Annotated in this window: 17 protein-coding genes and 4 pseudogenes; 14 read left to right on the forward strand and 7 right to left on the reverse strand. The window is 54.3% G+C overall.

What is annotated here, in order from left to right; translation table 11 throughout:
* Positions 1-67 precede the first annotated feature (67 nt).
* Positions 68-1,453 (forward strand): MmgE/PrpD family protein, encoded by a 1,386-nt coding sequence (locus tag ACNAZA_RS17600; protein WP_415797828.1) that lies wholly within the window; start codon positions 68-70, stop codon positions 1,451-1,453.
* 102 nt (positions 1,454-1,555) lie between these two features.
* Here the strand turns inward: ACNAZA_RS17600 and ACNAZA_RS17605 are convergent, their stop codons facing one another.
* The 3 genes from ACNAZA_RS17605 to ACNAZA_RS17615 all read right to left on the reverse strand — a co-directional run bounded on the left by ACNAZA_RS17605 (position 1,556) and on the right by ACNAZA_RS17615 (position 4,246).
* Complete coding sequence (locus ACNAZA_RS17605) at positions 1,556-2,479, reverse strand: LysR substrate-binding domain-containing protein (RefSeq protein WP_415797829.1); 924 nt, start codon at positions 2,477-2,479, stop codon at positions 1,556-1,558.
* Positions 2,476-3,297 (reverse strand): IclR family transcriptional regulator domain-containing protein, encoded by an 822-nt coding sequence (locus ACNAZA_RS17610; RefSeq protein WP_415797830.1) that lies wholly within the window; start codon positions 3,295-3,297, stop codon positions 2,476-2,478. The genes ACNAZA_RS17605 and ACNAZA_RS17610 overlap by 4 nt, the downstream gene beginning before the upstream one ends.
* Before the next feature lie 229 nt (positions 3,298-3,526).
* Positions 3,527-4,246 carry a GntR family transcriptional regulator gene (locus tag ACNAZA_RS17615; protein WP_415797831.1) on the reverse strand — a complete coding sequence of 240 codons (720 nt, stop codon included), beginning with the start codon at positions 4,244-4,246 and terminating at the stop codon, positions 3,527-3,529.
* A 318-nt stretch (positions 4,247-4,564) separates the two neighbouring features.
* On the opposite strand from ACNAZA_RS17615, the gene ACNAZA_RS17620 reads away from it, so the two are divergent.
* The 10 genes from ACNAZA_RS17620 (at position 4,565) to ACNAZA_RS17665 (ending at position 14,213) form a co-directional block, all read left to right on the forward strand.
* Positions 4,565-5,527 carry a Bug family tripartite tricarboxylate transporter substrate binding protein gene (locus ACNAZA_RS17620; RefSeq protein WP_415797832.1) on the forward strand — a complete coding sequence of 321 codons (963 nt, stop codon included), beginning with the start codon at positions 4,565-4,567 and terminating at the stop codon, positions 5,525-5,527.
* 56 nt (positions 5,528-5,583) lie between these two features.
* Positions 5,584-6,384: a 2-oxo-hept-4-ene-1,7-dioate hydratase gene (hpaH, locus tag ACNAZA_RS17625; protein ID WP_415797833.1), complete on the forward strand. Its 801-nt coding sequence runs from the start codon at positions 5,584-5,586 to the stop codon at positions 6,382-6,384.
* Positions 6,385-6,416: 32 nt separating this feature from the next.
* Positions 6,417-6,971 (forward strand): VOC family protein, encoded by a 555-nt coding sequence (locus tag ACNAZA_RS17630; protein ID WP_415797834.1) that lies wholly within the window; start codon positions 6,417-6,419, stop codon positions 6,969-6,971.
* An 85-nt stretch (positions 6,972-7,056) separates the two neighbouring features.
* Entirely contained in the window at positions 7,057-7,890 is an 834-nt protein-coding gene (locus ACNAZA_RS17635) for an alpha/beta fold hydrolase (protein WP_415797835.1), read from the forward strand.
* Between the two features lie 183 nt (positions 7,891-8,073).
* Entirely contained in the window at positions 8,074-9,147 is a 1,074-nt protein-coding gene (locus ACNAZA_RS17640) for a porin (RefSeq protein ID WP_415797836.1), read from the forward strand.
* A 17-nt stretch (positions 9,148-9,164) separates the two neighbouring features.
* Positions 9,165-9,704 (forward strand): VOC family protein, encoded by a 540-nt coding sequence (locus ACNAZA_RS17645; RefSeq protein ID WP_415797837.1) that lies wholly within the window; start codon positions 9,165-9,167, stop codon positions 9,702-9,704.
* Positions 9,705-9,774: 70 nt separating this feature from the next.
* Positions 9,775-10,752 (forward strand): Bug family tripartite tricarboxylate transporter substrate binding protein, encoded by a 978-nt coding sequence (locus ACNAZA_RS17650; RefSeq protein WP_415797838.1) that lies wholly within the window; start codon positions 9,775-9,777, stop codon positions 10,750-10,752.
* 115 nt (positions 10,753-10,867) lie between these two features.
* Positions 10,868-11,737, forward strand: a complete 870-nt coding sequence (locus tag ACNAZA_RS17655; protein ID WP_415797839.1) for an alpha/beta fold hydrolase — start codon at positions 10,868-10,870, stop codon at positions 11,735-11,737.
* A gap of 8 nt (positions 11,738-11,745) precedes the next feature.
* A complete protein-coding gene (locus ACNAZA_RS17660) occupies positions 11,746-12,591 on the forward strand; it encodes an aldolase/citrate lyase family protein (protein ID WP_415797840.1) in 846 nt (281 codons plus the stop codon).
* Between the two features lie 179 nt (positions 12,592-12,770).
* On the forward strand, positions 12,771-14,213 hold the full coding sequence (locus tag ACNAZA_RS17665) for an aldehyde dehydrogenase family protein (RefSeq protein WP_415797841.1): 1,443 nt from the start codon (positions 12,771-12,773) through the stop codon (positions 14,211-14,213).
* Between the two features lie 57 nt (positions 14,214-14,270).
* On the opposite strand, the pseudogene ACNAZA_RS17670 reads toward ACNAZA_RS17665, so the two are convergent.
* Positions 14,271-14,456, reverse strand: a pseudogene (locus ACNAZA_RS17670) (IS3 family transposase); the annotation flags it as partial.
* Between the two features lie 12 nt (positions 14,457-14,468).
* Positions 14,469-15,113 (reverse strand): annotated as a pseudogene (locus ACNAZA_RS17675) (transposase); the annotation flags it as partial.
* On the opposite strand from ACNAZA_RS17675, the pseudogene ACNAZA_RS22400 reads away from it, so the two are divergent.
* Positions 15,107-15,304 (forward strand): annotated as a pseudogene (locus ACNAZA_RS22400) (IS110 family RNA-guided transposase); the annotation flags it as partial. The pseudogenes ACNAZA_RS17675 and ACNAZA_RS22400 sit on opposite strands and share 7 nt — an antisense overlap.
* A gap of 12 nt (positions 15,305-15,316) precedes the next feature.
* Positions 15,317-15,502, forward strand: a pseudogene (locus tag ACNAZA_RS17680) (IS3 family transposase); the annotation flags it as partial.
* Positions 15,503-15,587: 85 nt separating this feature from the next.
* Here the strand turns inward: ACNAZA_RS17680 and ACNAZA_RS17685 are convergent.
* Positions 15,588-16,490, reverse strand: coding sequence for a hypothetical protein (locus tag ACNAZA_RS17685; protein WP_415797843.1), 903 nt, complete (start codon positions 16,488-16,490; stop codon positions 15,588-15,590).
* Positions 16,491-16,966: 476 nt separating this feature from the next.
* Positions 16,967-17,251, reverse strand: a complete 285-nt coding sequence (locus ACNAZA_RS17690; RefSeq protein WP_415797844.1) for a helix-turn-helix domain-containing protein — start codon at positions 17,249-17,251, stop codon at positions 16,967-16,969.
* A 91-nt stretch (positions 17,252-17,342) separates the two neighbouring features.
* Here ACNAZA_RS17690 and ACNAZA_RS17695 point away from each other — a divergent pair, with 91 nt between their 5' ends.
* Entirely contained in the window at positions 17,343-17,822 is a 480-nt protein-coding gene (locus tag ACNAZA_RS17695) for a hypothetical protein (RefSeq protein WP_415797845.1), read from the forward strand.
* Positions 17,823-18,282: the final 460 nt, after the last annotated feature.

An 18,282-nucleotide genomic window follows, 5' to 3' on the forward strand; every position in this document is an offset into this window, starting at 1 on the left:
TCTGCAAGTCTGCCCGCTGGACCGGCGCAGACTTGTTTGTTTTTCAGAGACTGTAAGAGACTACAAAATGCTTATTGATACGCTGGTTGATCACACTCTCAACACTCCTTTCGAGGCTTTCGACGAAGCCACGGTGAACGCCGCCAAGTTGCGCTTGATTGATACGCTCAGCTGCACGGTAGGTGGCTGGCAAGCAGGCGGAAACAATGCCATGTTAGAGTTGATTCGCACCTGGGGTGGTGCGGCGCAGGCCAGCATTTTGGCGCATGGCGATAAGGTGCCACTTCAGCATGCGGTCATGATGAACTGCTTGATGGGGCGCTCTTTTGACTTTGAAGTGGCCGGTCCGGAGCCTGAAGGTGCCAATGCCCACAAAATGGTGGGTCATGTGTGCAGCACCACGGACCCCACGGCATTTTCCACCGCTGAGTTTGTGGGTAGCAGTGGCAAAGAGTTGATCGCAGCCGTGGTGCTGGGTGGCGATATTGGCGCGCGGATCGCTGTCTCTGACCAGTTTAATTTTGACAAGTGCTTTGAAGTGTGCGGCACGGCGAACGCCATGGGCGCGGCAGCAACAGTGGGCCGTTTGATGGGAGCCAATCATGAGCAATTGGTGAATGCCTATGGCATTTTGCTGCACATGATGGCTGGCTCTTTCCAGTCCTTGTGGGATGGGGTGGATACCTTCAAGCTGCCAGGTGCCCTGGCTGGATACAACGCTGTGCTGGCGGTGGAGTTGGCCATGAAGGGATTCAAGGGTGTGAAAGATCCGCTCAATGCTCTGCAAGGCTATTTCAACTTGTATTGCCACAACCCGCAGCCCGACAACGCGCTGATCGATCTGGGGAAGGTGTTTTATGCCAAGGGCATGCACAAGATTCATCCATCTTGCTACGGCGTGCACAACCCGATTGAAAGCGCGCTGGAAATTGCCCGCAACCAATCCTACGAGGTAGCTGATATCACCTCGGTGACGCTGGAGGTACCACCCAACCGCATCAAGCACTTTTTGAACCAGACTATGGCCCAGGATGATGCGCAGCCCCGTTCGTTGTTCAGCATTCCGTATGGCGTGGCCAATGCATTGCTGCACCGCGAAGTGCGCATTGAGCACTACACCGAAGGCTTTATCCGCGATGCCGATGTGATTGCTTTGTCGGCCAAGGTGCAACTGCTGCCCTCTGATGAGATGGCGAAGCCCCATGCGGGACTGCTGACGGTGCACTTGCGCAATGGCGAGCGCTTTTCTGCCTTCAGAGACACCCCGCTGGGCTGGGGTGACAACCCTATCACGCCTGCGCACGTGCGTGAAAAATATGATCGCAATATGACGTTCTCGGGGCGAGTGACAGCGGAGCAAGCCCAGCAAGGTCTAGCGTTACTCGATCAGCTAGAGACACTGAGCGATGTACGCTCTCTAGTGTCGTGCTTAGTCGGCCAACCAGCGGCATAAAGTACCGCGAGGATATGCAAGAGCGCCACGTCAGGGGTGCTCTTCGTCAGGCATGACCTGCATTGACGAGTCTTGTCTCCCGCGTCATTGGGTGCTGATGCTTCAGGCGGAGGGCATATTGGTTTCTGCCGTCTTCAGCAGCCATTGCTTGAAGCAGTTGACCTTGTGGTCTTTTTCGGACTCTTTGGATTGCACCAAACAGTAGCCTTGTCGTGGTCGGTGGGTTTGGCTAAACACCGGCACCAAGCGGCCAGATTTCAGTTCTTCCTGAAATAAAAACAGAGGCACCAGCGCAAAACCAAGGCCTGAGATCGCCGCCTCCGCAATCATCAGCAGTTGATGAAAGCGCGGGGCCTGCCCCAAGTCGGGTGAGCCCAGGCCAAAGTCGGCAAAAAACTCTGCCCAGAAGTCGCGGGTGGGGTTGGTGTGGGCCAGTAGCGGCTGTCCTATCAGGTCCTCAGGGGTAGAGACTTTTTTGTAGCTCAGCAGTGCCGGTGAACACACCACGCCAAAGTCATCTCCTACGTTCAGGCGCGTGACGCTGTGGCCTGCCGCGCTCTGGCTGCCGAGGCGAATGCTTAAGTGCACTGGGCGCTGACTTTCCAGGGCATCCGCTTCGCTAGCCAGAATATCCACGTGAATGTGGGGGTACAGGCGTTGGAAATCTGGCAGCCGGGGCACCAGCCAGCGAATGGCAAAACCGGTGTTGACAATCAGCGAGAGCGTTTCTTCCTGGACAGAGCGACGTGCAGTTTGGCTGGCTTGCATAATTTTGGCCAAAGCCTCGCTGACCTCTTGGTAGTAGGCAAGGCCTGCAGGGGTCAGTCGAATGAATTTGCCGCTGCGCTGAAACAAGGCAACGCCCAGATCCTGCTCCAGCGTTTGCACCATGCGGCTGACGGCCGCTTGCGTGACATGCAGCTCTTGTGCCGCACCCGTAAAACTCAGCAGTCGGGCTGCCACAGAAAAATAGCGCACTGCCGTCAGTGAGGGCATGCGCTCTGAAATACGCAGGGGCTGGCTCATCGGTCAATCCAGGAAATGCTGGTCTCGCCAATGTCTTTGGCCAAGGCTTGAAGTTTGGGCAAGTAGGCCTGAGCGATGGCTTCGGTGTCCAGGGCATTTTTAGTGAACACCAAATTCAGTGCGCCCAGCAATGTGCCATCGCACTGCACTGGCACGGCAAGGCTGGAAAAACGGGCATTTTGCACATCCGCGCTCAGGGCGTAGCCACGGGCACGGGTTTGGTCGATGATCTCTTGCACGGTTTGCAGGTCGGCTTCGGTGACGTTGCACTCTTTTTGGCGGTAGCGCAGATCGGCCAGCACAGCAGTCAATCGCTCGGAGCTGCAGGCGGCAAGGTAGGCGCGGCCGAGTGCAGTTTGCAGGACTGGAAGTCGCTCACCCAGTAATGCGTGGTTATGCGCCATGGGACTTTGTTTGCGGGTGGAGGCCAGTAGCACCATCCAGCCTGCTTCAAACGTGGCCAGGTTGCAGGGCCATAGGAGCTGGGTGGCATGGGCCTGCAACTGGGGCAGGGCCACCTGACTCACCCATGCACGCTCCTGGTAGCCGTCCCCTAATACGCGGGCCATGCGTGACAGGCGATATTGCCCATCGCGCTCGCCCAGGGCTACATAGCCTTCCTGGCGCAACGTCTCCAGGAGTCGTTTCGCCGTGGTCCGGTGAATACCGCAGGTCCTAGCCAATTCGCTGGTCGAGCACATGCCACCCGGCATCTGATTGAGTGAGCGAAGCAGTGAAAGACCACGCGCCAGGCCTCGCACTTCTTTGTACTGCGGGTCGGGGCATACGGCAGCTGCGTTGGGAGTGGTGGTAGCCATGGCCTGTAAATGTGTCGAGGAAGCGTGGATTCGATAAACGCGTGCGTCTGTGATCGCGAGGTAGCCGATGTGTGCTGCAGCATTTGCGGTTGCAGTGCAGGTATGCGATCTAGGTGCCTGGTGTTTGGTTTTTGCTATCTATATGGAAGCATTCAGTCACTGTGAATGAAGGAGCTTCATGTAAATAGTGTTGAATGCTTGGATATGAGTAGATGAGGTGCTATGAATTTTATAAGCGCATCAACGCATAGGGGTTGGCGGATTCATTGTCGAAGTAGTGCATGGGTACTTTGGCTAAAAACTCCGAAAAGCCCGTATTTCCAGCTGGCAAATGTTTTTGCATGGCTTCCATGGCGCGGCGTTCGTCGCCGCTGGAGATGGCTTTCACAATGGCGGCGTGGTCTTCCAGCGAGCGCTGGATGTGCGCAGGAGACGCCAGGCTTCCCACCCGGTACATCTTGACTTGGCGACGAGCCGCCTTGATTTGGTTGGCCAGGATCGGGTTATGGCTGGCGTCATAGATGACATCATGAAAGGCTTCATTGGCCTTGCCGTATTCCTCCGGTGTGTTGGCACAGCGCTCGCACAGGGCATTGGCGGCCTCCATGCGTGCGATCTGCAACGCATCCACCCGGCGGGCCGCCAGCTTGGTGCACAGCGGCTCCAACTCGCTGACGTACTCCAGCAAAGCCCGCAACTCACCAATGGATTTGCGTGCGATTTGTGCCCCCGCGTGCGGCGTGAGTTTGACTAGCCCCATCTGGGCCAGTTGTTTGAGAGCATCGCGCACAGGGGTGCGAGAGACATCAAATTTATCTGCCAGCGCACGTTCTTCCAGTGGCATGCCTGGTGTGAGCACCCCCCGGTCAATGTCATTCAGCAACGCTTCCTGAACGTTAAAAGTGTGCCGACCTTTACGTGGACTCGTGGCAGGGGTAGGTGCGTTCATGGTCTCAGGGGGTGTTGCGATGGCTAGAACGTGTGCATTCATGAAGCGAGGAAGTTGAGTTTAAGTACAACCAAAGTTGTGAAAAATGCCAAATTGATCTTTTCACGTGCCAAATGATAATTTTTTGATGAAATGAAGTGTCTTTGGGTTTTCCCTGATCTATCTGTGCACTCTTTGCACAGTCTTTTTTATTTTTTTAGCCACTCAATAATGGCGCATCTTTCAAAAGATACGTGCCAATTGGAGGTGTTGATTGCGTCAGTGAATGGCTGCCGCTGTCATCAACGCCTGTTGCTACAAATAAGGATGAGACACGCTATGAAGAAAATGTTGCGCCAGATGGGGCTGGGTTGTTTGTTGGCATTGAGTGCCGCAGCCGCCAATGCCAATGGCTACCCCAACGGATCCGTCAAGATCGTGGTGCCTTATCCAGCGGCCTCGGGAACTGATGCGATAGCGCGCATCGTGGCGGAGGAGCTCGGACGAAAAATCAAGCAACCGGTAATTGTGGAAAACCGTCCTGGCGCTGGTGGTTTGATCGGTACCCGTTATGTGACCACCACGGCTCCCAATGGTTTGACGCTGCTGATGCACACCACAGCGTGGCCTGCTCAGCCTATTTTTGTGCGCAATCCTGGGGTGAGCGTGCCTGATGCGCTGGAGCCCATCTCCAAGGTGGCCCAGGGTCGCTTGGTGCTGACCGCTCCCAAAGATTTGGCTGCCAACACCTTCCAGGAAATGGTGGCCTATGCCAAAGAGCATCCGGGCAAGCTGAATTACGGCACGACAGGGCCTGGCGATGTGCTGCTCAGTTTCGGTGTGATGCAGGACAAATATGCTGTGAAGATGGAACACATTCAGTACCGTGGCTCTGCGCCTTTGCTCAATGCATTGGTCGCCAGCGAAGTACAGATGTCGCTGCAGTCCGAGTTCCCACCTTTGCCTTTCGTGAAGGAAGGCCGTCTGAAGACTTTGGCCATTACGGGTGAGGGGCGCTCTAAGGTCTACCCCAACACGCCTACCTTTACGGAACTGGGTCTTCCCAATGTTCGCAGTAACTGGATGGGGCTGTTTGCTCCCAAAGGAACGCCCAAGGATGTGCTGGACCGAATCAACCGTGATGTGAACGAAGTGCTGCGTACGCCAGAGACCGTCAAGCGCATCGAGAACCTGTATTTCGAGGCCAAGCCCACCACGCGCGATGGGCTGCGCCATCAAATTCAGCAAAGCATCACCGAGTGGACGGCTCTGGCCGCTCGTTTGGGAATCACGCCTCAGTAAGACCGGGCACCCACCACAGCGAACAAGACACGCAGCGACAGCTCTACAGGATATTTATGTTGGACCCCCAAACCATTGCGCAACTGGCCCGAGAACTGCACGACAGTGAGCAAAGCCGCGTGCAAAGTGAGCACTTTTCCAAGCGCTTTCCGGACATGACGATCGAGGACGGATACGCCATCTCGCGTGCATGGGTGGCCCAAAAAATTGCGCAAGGGGACGTGGTCAGAGGACACAAGATTGGCCTGACTTCGCGTGCCATGCAACTCAGCAGCCAAATTAATGAGCCTGATTACGGTACCTTGCTGCAAAGCATGTTCTTTGCACAAGGCGATATTCCGGTCAATCGCTTTATTGCACCACGGGTAGAGGTGGAGTTGGCATTTATCTTGGCCAAGCCGTTGCAAGGCCCGAATGTGACGATTTTCGATGTGCTCAAAGCCACGGATTACGTGGTGCCGGCCATCGAAATCATCGATTCGCGTATTGAGCAGTTCGATCGCATTACCAAAGCGCCGCGCCGGGTGTTTGACACCATCTCTGACAACGCCGCCAACGCAGGCATTGTGCTGGGCGGTAACCCTGTGCGCCCGGATGCCGTGGACCTGCGCTGGGTCAGCGCGCTGCTGCACAAAAACGGCGTGATTGAAGAGTCGGGCGTGGCCGCTGCCGTGCTCAACCATCCGGCCACCGGTGTGGCATGGCTGGCCAACAAGCTGGCCCCATGGGGCGAGTCGCTGCAAGCCGGTGAGGTGGTGTTGGCAGGCTCCTTCACACGCCCCGTCTCCGTCGTGGCGGGCGATAACTTTCATGTGGACTACGGCCCACTGGGTTCCGTGGCCTTTCGCTTTATCTAATTGATCTTCGAACCGTTTCTCAAGGATTTTTCATGGCATTGCTACCCAAAGGTCACTTCCGTCACATTGGCATTTTTGCTTTTGAGCCGTCCACACTGATCCAGTTTTACTCGCGCTGGTTTGGTTTGGTCGTGTCCGACCACGGCATTGGCTCTACAGGTCATGAGGTGGCTTTTATGACCGCCGACCCAGAAGAGCACCACCAACTGGCGATTGCCAATGGCCGCAAGCCCGAATGGCCCGGCATGAACCAAATCTCGTTTGTTTACGAAGATCTGGAAACGCTCAAAGGCTTGGCCGAAGACTTTCACAAAGAAGGCGTCAAGATCCTGCAGCAAAAAGACCACGGCAACACCTGGAGCATCTATGTGGAAGACCCCGAAGGTAACCGCATCGAGTGCTACACCCCCACGCCTTGGTATGTGAGCCAGCCTATCTGGTGGCCGCTGGATTTGGTCCATGAAGATGTGCAGACCATCCGCGCGCGCACCGAGCAATCGGCCAAGAGCAGCAAGGGTTTCAAGCTGCGCAGCGAATGGCAGGTCGAGATTCAGGCGCGTATTGATGCGCAGCGCCAGTTGCCTTAAAAGGCGCTGTTTCCACTGTCGTCCTTATGTAGTTTGAGCACCGTTTTATTTGCTTTGCTGCCTTTTATTTCAAGCGTCCATTGCCATGCGTCTCACCCCTGAAAATACCAGCCGATTTGTCCAAGCTGGCCCCGTCAAGATTCACTACCACGAGGCGGGTACAGGCCCGGTGCTCTTGTGCATTCACGGGGGGGCACCAGGCGCTTTTGGTTGGAGCAACTTTGGCCGCAATTTGGAAGCGTTGTCGCAAAATTTTCGTACGCTGATTGTGGATTTGCCGGGCTACGGAAAGTCAGACAAACCGGCCATTGACGGTGTACGTACCGGTGCTTATGCGCAGTGCTTCAAGGATATGCTGGAGTCACTGGGCATTGATAAGGCCCATATTCTGGGCATGGCGACTGGGGGGGCTGTGGCCATCAAGATGGCGCTCGAGTTTCCAGGCGTTGTGGATAGATTGGTGCTTATCAATTGCCCTGGCGGCCTGTCTTTGTTCCAGCAAAAAAGTGCCCCAGCCACGCACAGCTACTACCAAGGCGAAGGCCCTAGCATGGAGCGCATGCGCGCCAGCATGGAGCGCCTGGTATTTGATAAGCGCTGCATTACAGAGGAGATGGTGCGCGAGCGTTATGAGGCCAGTATCGCTCCCGAGTTCATGGCCCAGGCCCCGGAGGGTAAGGGCGGAAAGCCTGGCGAAAATTTGGAGGTGCTGTGGCCGGAATTGCACCGCATTGAAGCCAAAACGCTGATTATCTGGGGCCGTGATAATCCAACATTGAATTACGATAACTCGCTATATATGTTGAATAGAATAAAGAACTCTCGAGTTCATATTCATTCTCAATGTGGGTTGCTGGTTCCTATTGAAAAGCCCGAAGAGTTTAATCTCGAAGTAACCGGTTTTCTTAAGCTGCAATAAATACTAATCCATTAAAAAAAAGCGCAGTGATCTGTGCTGGATAAATTCGCGCAAATTTTTAATTTGAAATTTCTGGGGTGTGGATAAGTCATTATGGAATTCATAATGAAATTTAAAAACATCATCTGAAAAGACGTGCCCTTCTTAAACGGAATTATCAAGATAACAATTTCAGGAGACAAAATGAAGAATATAACAATTTCTTTGGCTTCCGGTGCCGTGGTAGCTACCGCTTGCATGGGCGCTTCGGCTCAAACCAGCTCCGTGCAAATATATGGCGTGGCAGACATGGGCTTTGCGCACATCAGCAACAAAGGGGGAAGCAGCTTGAACGCTGTGACCAGCGGGCGCTTGCAGTCTTCTCGCATCGGCTTCAAGGGAAATGAAGACCTGGGAGGTGGGTTGAGCGCGGTGTTCACTTTGGAAAGTGGCATCGAAATGGACACCGGAACATCCACTTCGTCCACGATTTTCTTCAATCGCCAGGCATGGGTAGGCTTGAAGTCTACGCAACTGGGTACTTTGACACTGGGTCGCCAGTACTCGCCTATTTACGACCACCTGGTGCTTTCAAGCGGGGCCCCCACTTTTGGCTTGGTCGGCGGTGCTGTGGATGGGATTGCCATCCCCGGATCCTCTGTGGGTCGTTTTGACAACACCATTGGTGGCAGCCGTACCGATAACTCCATCAAATACACCAGCCCTAATCTGGGTGGTTTTACGGCAACAGCCATGGTGGGCCTGGGTGAAGTAGCGGGTGATAACGCCGCTGGTCGCACACTGTCTGCAGGTGTGGGTTACGCCCAAGGCCCGGTGAATGCTGCGGTGACTTACCTTGAACGCGAATGCAAGACATCGGGTGGTTGTACAGGTGCTGAGGCCAAAGACAAGATCCTGGCCGTCGTAGGTGGCTACAACTTTGGCTTCATGCATTTGGGTGCCATCTATACACAGCAGCGCAATGCCAAGAACGTGAAAGACGTGGATGGTGATGTGATGTCCGTGCGTGCGGTGTTCCCGGTGAACGCATGGCGCTTGTCTGCGGGTTATCAGGTGCTCAATGACAAGAGCGCGCGCAATCAGGATGTGCGTCAATTCAATCTGGGCGCGACTTATGATTTGAGTAAGCGCAGCACTTTGTATGCCTTCTACACCAACCAAAAGGTGAGCAATGGTGGCATAGCGTCGATGGGCTTGCTCAACTCCAGCAACTCTCGACAAAACCAGTGGAGTGTTGGCATGCGCCACACCTTCTAAATTAGAGAAGGCTAGATATGACCAAGAAACTGAAAGCACACTTCAAACACGTTGGTATTTACGTGGTGGAGTTGGAAAAAATGGCGGCCTTCTACCAAGATTTTTTTGGGATGACCAAGACGGATGGCGGCATGGGAACGGTGGGGAAGGGGGCTTTTTTGAGCGCTGACCCTACGGAGCACCATCAGGTAGTGCTGGTGGTGGGGCGTGAGCCTGGCAGCAAGCCCACCGTGAATCAGTTGTCGTTTCTGGTGCCAGATCTCACAACACTCAAAGGTTTTCATGCCAAAGCGCTGGCAGAAGGAGTGTCCATTAATATGGTCAAAAGCCATGGCAATGCGCTGAGTCTTTATGTCCAGGATCCTGAGGGTAATCAGTGTGAAATTTACTGCCATACGCCTTGGTATGTAAGCCAGCCTGTTGGAAAACCATTGGACCTCAATTTATCCGAAGAAAATATTTTGGCTCAGGTAGAAGTGGAATGTCGTGATAACCCGACATTTATGCCACGTCAGCAATGGATTGAAAATATGCAGAATCAAATGCAATCTGCCTAAAAATTCAATTAATAGCCTCAATCGCATTCAGCACCAAGAATAATCCCAGCCGAGGATAATGGAGACAAACATGCAACGCCGCCATTTTTTGAAGACAAGTATTTCTGCATCGCTGGCCACAGTAGCCGCGGGTACACAGGCTCAGGAAAGTTCCCCGATCAAACTTCTGGTGGGGTTTGCGCCGGGGGGCGTGACTGACCTGTTTGCCCGTTTGTGTGCAGAAAGAATTCAAAGTGAATTGGGCAAAACGGTCATTGTGGAAAACAGACCGGGAGCGCATGGGCGAATGGCAACGCAGGCGGTGAAAGCCAGCGCAGCCAATAGCCATACTTTTCTTATCTCACCCAATGCGGGGCTCGTGTTCTTGGAGCTGCTCTTTTCACGAGCTGCGCTTGGCTATGACATGCTGACGGATTTGACGCCGGTGGCTGCCTTGTCCACTTATCCTTTAGGGATGGTGGTGAACATCAGCACGGGCGTTACCAACGCCAAAGAGTATGTGCAATGGGTTAAAGCCAACCCAGGAAAAGGCATTTTTGGTACTTCTGGTGCAGGTAGCCATACGCATTTCGCCGGTATGCGACTGGCGGAAGCTGCAGGTATCAAGCTTGAAGTGGTGCCGTACAAGGGCAATAGTGCCGTGAATATTGATTTGCTGGGCGGGCAGATTCCTGCAGCCAGCATGGCAGCCAGCGATTTTCTGCACCACAAAGACAATCCCAAAGTGAAGATCATCGGCGTGTTTGGTCAAAAACGCTCCTCTTTGGCGCCTGATGTGCCGACCTTTACGGAACAAGGCTTTGATGCCGTAGCGGGAGATGCCTGGATGGGGATTTGGACTTCCAAAAACACGCCTGCCAGTGAAGTTCAGGCCATGTCCGCTGCGCTGGAGAAAATTACCAAAAGTCCGGAATTTATCAGCGCGTTGAAGACCAAGATGACGATGGCACCCATGTACCGCAACTCCAAAGAGATGGATCAGTTGCAGCGGGCAGAACTGGCCATGTGGCGTCCCATCATTGCGAGGACTGGCTTTAAGCCTGAATAGGTAAGTGAAAAGGTCTGCTGAAGCTATGTGGCAGACCTTCACAGCGCTCACAGCTTCAAGGTGTGCGTGGAAATGATGTTTTTTTGTTGGATTTTCATTGGATAGTGGGTGAAGTATGAGCCAAACATCATCAATCTGGATGCATCTCAACCAGGTGCCACATCAACTGGGGTGGGCGGACGTGAATGGCGTCAAGACGCGCTATTTGGTCGCAGGCCCACAGGGGGCTCCTACCCTGCTGTTTTTGCACGGTACCGCTGGGAGTCTGGAGAATTTCTGCCATAACTATGCGCAATACGCCCAGAATTTTCGCGTCATTGGTCTTGATCTACTGGGCTGTGGCTATACCGACAAGCCAGAGCATAACTATCTGATTCCTGATTACGCTGCGCATGTGGTGGCTTTTATGGACGCGCTGGGCATTGCCAGTGCCTCGATGGTGGGCGTCTCGCTGGGCTCGTGGATCGGAGCGGCGATTGCACAAGCCTATCCTGAGCGTATTCAAAGCTTGGTCATGATCGCACCTGCAGGCATCGTGACCGATGAAGAAGAAGAGCGCCGTTTTGGCGAGGGCGTGCGCAAGCGCCGTTCTGAGGCTGCAGGTGCTCCGTCCTGGGATTCGGTATCTGCCGCCATGAAGGGGCTGGTTCTGAACCCTGAAACGCTGGCGGATGAACTGGTCGCCGTGCGTCTGGCGATTTACCAGCAACCGTCGATGAAAGATGCCATGCCACGCCTGCTCGCGTTCAGCCTGGGAGGTCAGGCTTTGACCCAGGAACAGTGGCAGTCATTGCAGTTGCCCATTCAGGTCATTGCAGCGGTGGATGCACCCAATATGTTCCTGGGCAACGCCTACGCTATTGCAAAGACGGCACCCCGTGCCGAACTGGTGGAGCTCAAGGGCTGTGACCACTGGGCGCAGTATGAGCAGCCAGAGGCCTTTCATCAGGCCAGCGAGCCCTTTCTGCTTGAACACACCCGCTGAGCTTTGATATGACGACTATTGCATCAGGCGTGCCTGTCAATCCCTTCAAACAGGCGATTTCGCAGCGTGACCGTCAAATCGGCCTGTGGCTGGCGACCGGCGATGCCTATGTGGCAGAAATGGTGGCGGGCACAGGTTTTGACTGGTTGCTGATCGACGGTGAGCATGCGCCGAATGATCTGCGCGGTACTTTGGCTCAGCTGCAAGCGATTGCCAGTGCCACGAGTACTTTGCCCGCGACTGCCAAAGCGCCGCATCCCATTGTGCGCTTGCCCACTGCAGATCCGGTGTTGGTCAAGCAGTATCTGGAATTGGGTGTGCAAACCTTGTTGTTGCCGATGATTGATACCCCTGAGCAGGCTGCGTCCATGGCCAGTGCCATGCGCTACCGGCCCATGGGGAACCGTGGCATTGGTTGCGGTTTGGCGCGCTCCTCGCGCTGGAACCGGTTCTCCAGTTATCTGCAAGAGGCCAATGCGCAAGTTTGCCTGCTGGTCCAGGTTGAAACGGTGGAGGCGCTGAACAATATCGATGAGATTGCGGCAACTCCCGGCGTCGATGGCGTGTTTATTGGCCCGGCAGATCTGTCTGCATCCATGGGTTTTTTGGGGCAGCCCGGCCATCCAGAGGTGGTAGCTGCGATTCAAAAGGCCGTGGCACGCATTGCTGCTGCAGGCAAGCCATCGGGTATTTTGGCGACCCAGGAAGCACAAGCGCACCAGTGGCTGGAGGCGGGTGTGAGCTTTGCAGCTGTGGGCGTAGATATCAGCCTTTTGTCTATGGCTGCGCAAGGGCTGGCCTCTCGGTTCACCCAGACCGCTTCACCGGTTGTGGTAAGCCGTAACGGCTATTGATCCCATATTTCCAGCCAGCGCGTCAGAGCGAGATCTTGCGTCTCGCAAGGCGCCTGCAATTAAGTGTCCAGATGGCATGGCAGCTTTAAGCCGCAGGCGATGGCTGTCATTACGCACTCGGCAAATGCTTGCCTAAGCAAGTTTGATGCCACTTCAAGATTTGTAAGCATTGGGTTTATATGAGCAGTCCAAAACATGATCTCTTCATCGCTGGCCAGTGGGTCAGTGGTGCTAGCTATCAGCCAAACGTCAACCCCAGCAATCACGAAGATGTCCTAGGTTATTACGCTCAGGCCGACTTGCCTTTGGTCGAGACTGCGGTTGCCGCTGCCCATCAGGTTTTTGAATCTTGGTCTGTCAGTGGCATTCAGCAGCGCAGTGATGCGTTGGCGTTTATTGGCGCGGAGCTGATTGCACGCCAGTTTGAACTGGGAACCTTGCTAGCGCGTGAGGAAGGAAAAACCCGCAAAGAAGCCATTGCTGAAGTGGTTCGCGCAGGGCAAATCTTTCAGTTTTTTGCGGGTGAATGTCTGCGGATGACCGGCGATATCTTGCCTTCCGTGCGGCCAGGTGTTTCTGTGGAAATTTCACGCGAGGCGGTGGGCGTGGTTGGCGTCATCACCCCTTGGAACTTCCCGATCGCGATTCCTGCATGGAAGATTGCGCCTGCGCTGGCTTATGGCAATTGTGTGGTGTTCAAACCGGCAGATGTGGCGCCAGGAAGCGCTTGGGCGCTGGCAGAGATCATTTCGCGCAGTGGCATTCCTGCCGGCGTTTTTAACCTGGTGATGGGTTCTGGTCGTGTCGTGGGTGAGTGCATGGTCAATCACCCGCATATTTCCGCGATGACATTCACGGGATCGACGGGTACTGGAATGCAGATTGCTCAAAAGAGTGCCGCGCAGCTCAAAAAAGTGCAGTTGGAGATGGGTGGGAAGAATCCCCAGGTCGTGCTGGACGATGCAGACCTGCAGCAAGCCGTTGAGCTGAGTGTGAACAGCGCATTCTTCTCAACCGGCCAGCGCTGTACAGCCACAAGCCGCTTCATCGTCACAGAAGGTATTCATGACCGTTACGTCGCAGCCATGAAGGAGCGTATGGCTCAGTTGCGTGTTGGGGATGCTTTGGCGGACGATACCGACATTGGGCCCGTAGCAAGCCGTTCTCAGTTGGAGCAGGATCTCTCCTATGTGCAGATTGGCCGGGATGAGGGAGCAACGCTGGCGATTGGTGGAACTTTGCTGGAGCGGGGAGCGCCTGGTAATTATCTGGCGCCGGCGCTGTTCACGGAAACCCACAACCAGATGCGCATCAATCGCGAAGAAATCTTTGGCCCGGTGGCGACCGTCATTCGTGTCAAGGACTATGAAGAGGCACTGGCAGTGGCCAACGATACGCAGTTTGGGCTGTCGGCAGGCATTGCGACCACGAGCTTGATATATGCCAGTCATTTCAAACGCCACTCTCAGGCTGGCATGGTGATGGTCAATGTTGCTACGGCAGGGGTGGACTATCACGTTCCGTTTGGTGGCAGAAAGGCATCAAGCTATGGACCGCGCGAACAGGGAAGCTACGCCAAGGAGTTCTATACCGTTGTTAAAACAAGTTATACATATGCATAGTGGACTGCCCCTAGGCAGGTAGTGGACTGCCCTCGCTGCAGTAGACAAATCCCAGCCTCACGCCCGGGCGCGTTCAAAAGCCTCGGGACTGATATCGCCCAGATGGCTGTGGCGACGTGATCGGTTGTAGAACACTTCAATGTAGTCAAACACATCGGCCCGGTCCATATCTCGGGTCTTGTAGATCCGCTTGCGGATGCGTTCTTTTTTAAGACTGCTAAAGAACGATTCCATGACCGCATTGACGCTCCTATGTCAAGGACCTCGTGAAGACTCCGTCAAATCAGCCATGATGAGCGGGTACAGCTCGCGCACGATGTAACGTTTGAGGCACCGGTGGATCTCCTTGCTTGACAGGCCCTCCTTGGTGCGACGCTCAACGTATGCTCGAGTGCGTGGGTCACTGCGCATTCGCACCATAGCAATCGTCCACAGGGCATTGTTTGCGTAGCGGTCGCCACCTCTGTTGAGCCGATGCCGAACGGTCTTTCCAGAGGACGCTTGTAAGGGAGTGACGCCACACAGGGCTGCGAGTGAAGACTCATTTTTCAACCGTTCGGGGTTGTCTCCAGCGACTGCAACCAGAACTGCAGCGGTTTGCGGTCCCACGCCAAATCGCTCGGTCAACCGTTTTGCGTGCTGTTGGGTAAGCTTCTCAAGCATGGCGTCGAGCGTCTTGAGCTCTGCTTGCAGTGCGAGCCACCGCTTGGCCAGTAGGCGCAGAATGCTCGTCAATGTTTGCAGCACGACGGATTCACCAAGGCTGCGGAGTGCGGCGCAATGCTTCACGCAATCCCACGGTTTGATTCGCAATAGGCGCTCCCGCACCTCTTGCGGCGCACTAACAAGCAAGGCACGCAATTGATTGATCGCCTGCGTTTTGGCTTTCACAGCGCTACGCAAACAATGCCCTGTGGACGATTGCTATGGTGCGAATGCGGAGTGACCCACGCACTCGAGCATACGTTGAGCGTCGCACCAAGGAGGGCCTGTCAAGCAAGGAGATCCACCGGTGCCTCAAACGTTACATCGTGCGCGAGCTGTACCCGCTCATCATGGCTGATTTGACGGAGTCTTCACGAGGTCCTTGACATAGGAGCGTCAATGCGGTCATGGAATCGTTCTTTAGTAGTCTTAAAAAAGAACGCATCCGCAAGCGGATCTACAAGACCCGAGATATGGCCCGGGCCGATGTGTTTGACTACATTGAAGTGTTCTACAACCGATCACGTCGCCACAGCCATCTGGGCGATATCAGTCCCGAGGCTTTTGAACGCGCCCGGGCGTGAGGCCGGGATTTGTCTACTGCAGCGGGGGCAGTCCAAGCGAGGATGCTTCAAAAGCACAGACAGCCGGCTCCACCGAAATTCGCACCTAACCATTTTTCCGGCCTAAGAAGCTCGACTCGAGCAACATTTGGAACGAGTCTTCTTCCCTAGTTGCGAGTCCAAACAATGTATTCCAAGCTCTGAAAAATCTTGGATCTACTGTCCTCATCAATCCCATCCTCCCAGTCTTGCTGATCAGGACTTGTTCAAAAGCAGGGACCTTCTCCGAGCAATCAAAGATCAGATCAATGTATCCCCGAACCGTATCCTGGAAGAACTCTGAGTAGCGCCGCTGGGTGTGCGCTTCCGGCAAGCCAGGATCTACGCCCAAGTGAGTCGATACTTTGGGCTTGATGATCAAGAGAGTAGTCTGCTCTCCCCGCACGGCTTCAAATTTCAATGCCTTGCAACGAAATAGCTTGTTGAGGGGTTTTGCGTCGATTTTGCGTTTCACGAACACCAAGTGCTCGCCCAAATCTTCACCGTCACCTAAGAGCTTAGGAGCTTCAAACCCGCAAAACTGCCAGTAGGCATGCTGAGCTGGAGTACCCACCCATAAGCAGTCTTCTGAAATACCGGTGCTTTCAAGCAAGCGGATAGCGTCAATCACGCCATTTGCTACGGCTCCGGCACGAACTGCTTTATTCATCCGCTCGTATACCGAGATCCGCTCTTGTAATGCGGCCGCGCGCTGCTGCAATCTTGCACGCTCAGCCTCGTAGTCTTTCAGCCTCTGCTCCGTTTGATCTGACTTGATGCCTAGGTTTTGAGCCTTTCGGCTGTCAAAGAAGCAGCGCTGGGCCAAATAAACATAGCGACCAGAGAGCTTCCAGAACATGCGGCCACCTAGCGTTTGTAAAAGGAGTCGAGTACGCATCAACTCTTTGTATGCACGGGTCGCGTCAATCACTTGCTTTGCTGCGGTGTTCGATAGATGTTTGAACTCCATTTTGTACAAAAAATAAGATTTTTCTGAAATTTACAGAAAATCTATATTTTTCAATGGTTTAGGGGATTTTTAGCATCCACGAGATCAATGAAATTGACCGGCCTAACAGTTGACGTAATGCCCAGCAGCAGGAAGCTGAACCTGATGGGCACAGGCAGCACGTGCGCTTGAGTGGAGCCTTGTGAATAGGGGGCCTAGTAACGATGCCCACTCATATTCGCAGCAATCTCATCTATCGCCGGCTCTACGGGGAAAGCGAATGTTGATAACTTGCGCAGGTTATATAACTTGCGCAAGTTATGGCGAACTTTTGAAACAGTTCAAAGCGACTCATGCGCAGATGGGTGGCCCGTAAAAGTGGTCTCTGCAGCATTGTTCAGCCGGATACAAGCAGAACTGCTGGAACCTATCCGGTAGATGAGCGTCCCACAGCTCCTGAACCGAGGCCCTGCCAATTAGCAAAGGCTATACGTCGCCTATTGCTGCGCCGAACGTGCAACCCTCAGTCGAACGGCCCTGACCAAGTCTTCGGGGGATACCGCTAACGCTTCAGCTAGTTGGAACGTGATGCTGAGCGAAGGCTGGGTGCTAGCAATTTCCAGCTTTGCGATGAATGTCCGGTGAACACCCGCTCGGAATGCCAGCTCTTCTTGGCTGATCCCGATCAAACCACGGCGCGCCTTGACCTCAGCCGCGACGGCTTGACGGAAGTTGAGATCAGAAACGCTTGGCACCCGCCGACTGTCGCGGGAATGAATCATTAATGCACCACCATTAATGGTACATAATCGCCGCCCGCACTATCACTCCACAGTCTTCGCGGCTGGACTCGCCAGTCAACCGCTCGATTTCATGTTTCTCACAACAGACACTAACAAGCATCCTCTCTCAACGGCATACGGTAAGGGCAATCATCTTTGGACCGGCGTCAAGGTTCTGATAAATCGCATCTGGTTCATCGTCGACTATCAGCTGCGTGAACAAGTTGATGGCGGCGGTGAACTTACTTTTACCAGCACGGTGCTGCTTTCCACTGGAGAAGATCTCTTAAGCTTTGCCAGTCAAAACACCGCAGTACTTTCGGTGTTCTTGATGACCCCCGACCTAGGCCCAAGCGGAGGTTGGACCATCGATCGCTTAACAAAGGTTTGGGAGTGCGCTGATCCAGCTGACCCGAGCATCAATGCCAAGATCTACTCGAAAGAAGATGGCAGCCACCATATGGACTCACTGTTTGCAGCGTCAGCCGCTCCACTAGGCAACTGGAAGTTGCTTCTGGAGTTGCCAGCTTGTGTGGTTGGCACAGGGAACGACCGCAACCAGTCAAATTAACTTTCGATACCGGCACCTCGAAAAACCTCTCTGCCTCAAGCCACTATGTGAAAACAGGCAGTCTCGATTCGGTCGATCCCTCTTGACTATGTATTGTGGCTAGGGGCTGACGATGCGGATAACCACCACCAAGAACTTTGCGCGGCCCTGTTGGAGCTCTTGCCGCAGGGCATCGTCATAGGACCTATGAGCTGACGCTCACTGCTGAGGGCAATAACCCGTTGTCTGCATTTGGGAGCATTGTAGTAATGGTGCTATCGGTGGCGGATTCAACCGGTCGCTGCTTCATTTGCAACACTCCTGCCGCCTATGTGGTGGCTAGTGTGTTGCAACGACCGGTTGAATCCGCCACCCATTGCGGTCGTTCGCAAGATCACTAGCCAGCTTCTGCTCTCGGCGGGAGCGGTCACTCGACACTGGGCAATCTGGACGAAGTTTGGCCGCAAGTTTGCATGCCGGT

The organism is Comamonas aquatilis (genome assembly GCF_965139575.1).
Classification (GTDB): domain Bacteria; phylum Pseudomonadota; class Gammaproteobacteria; order Burkholderiales; family Burkholderiaceae_C; genus Comamonas; species Comamonas aquatilis.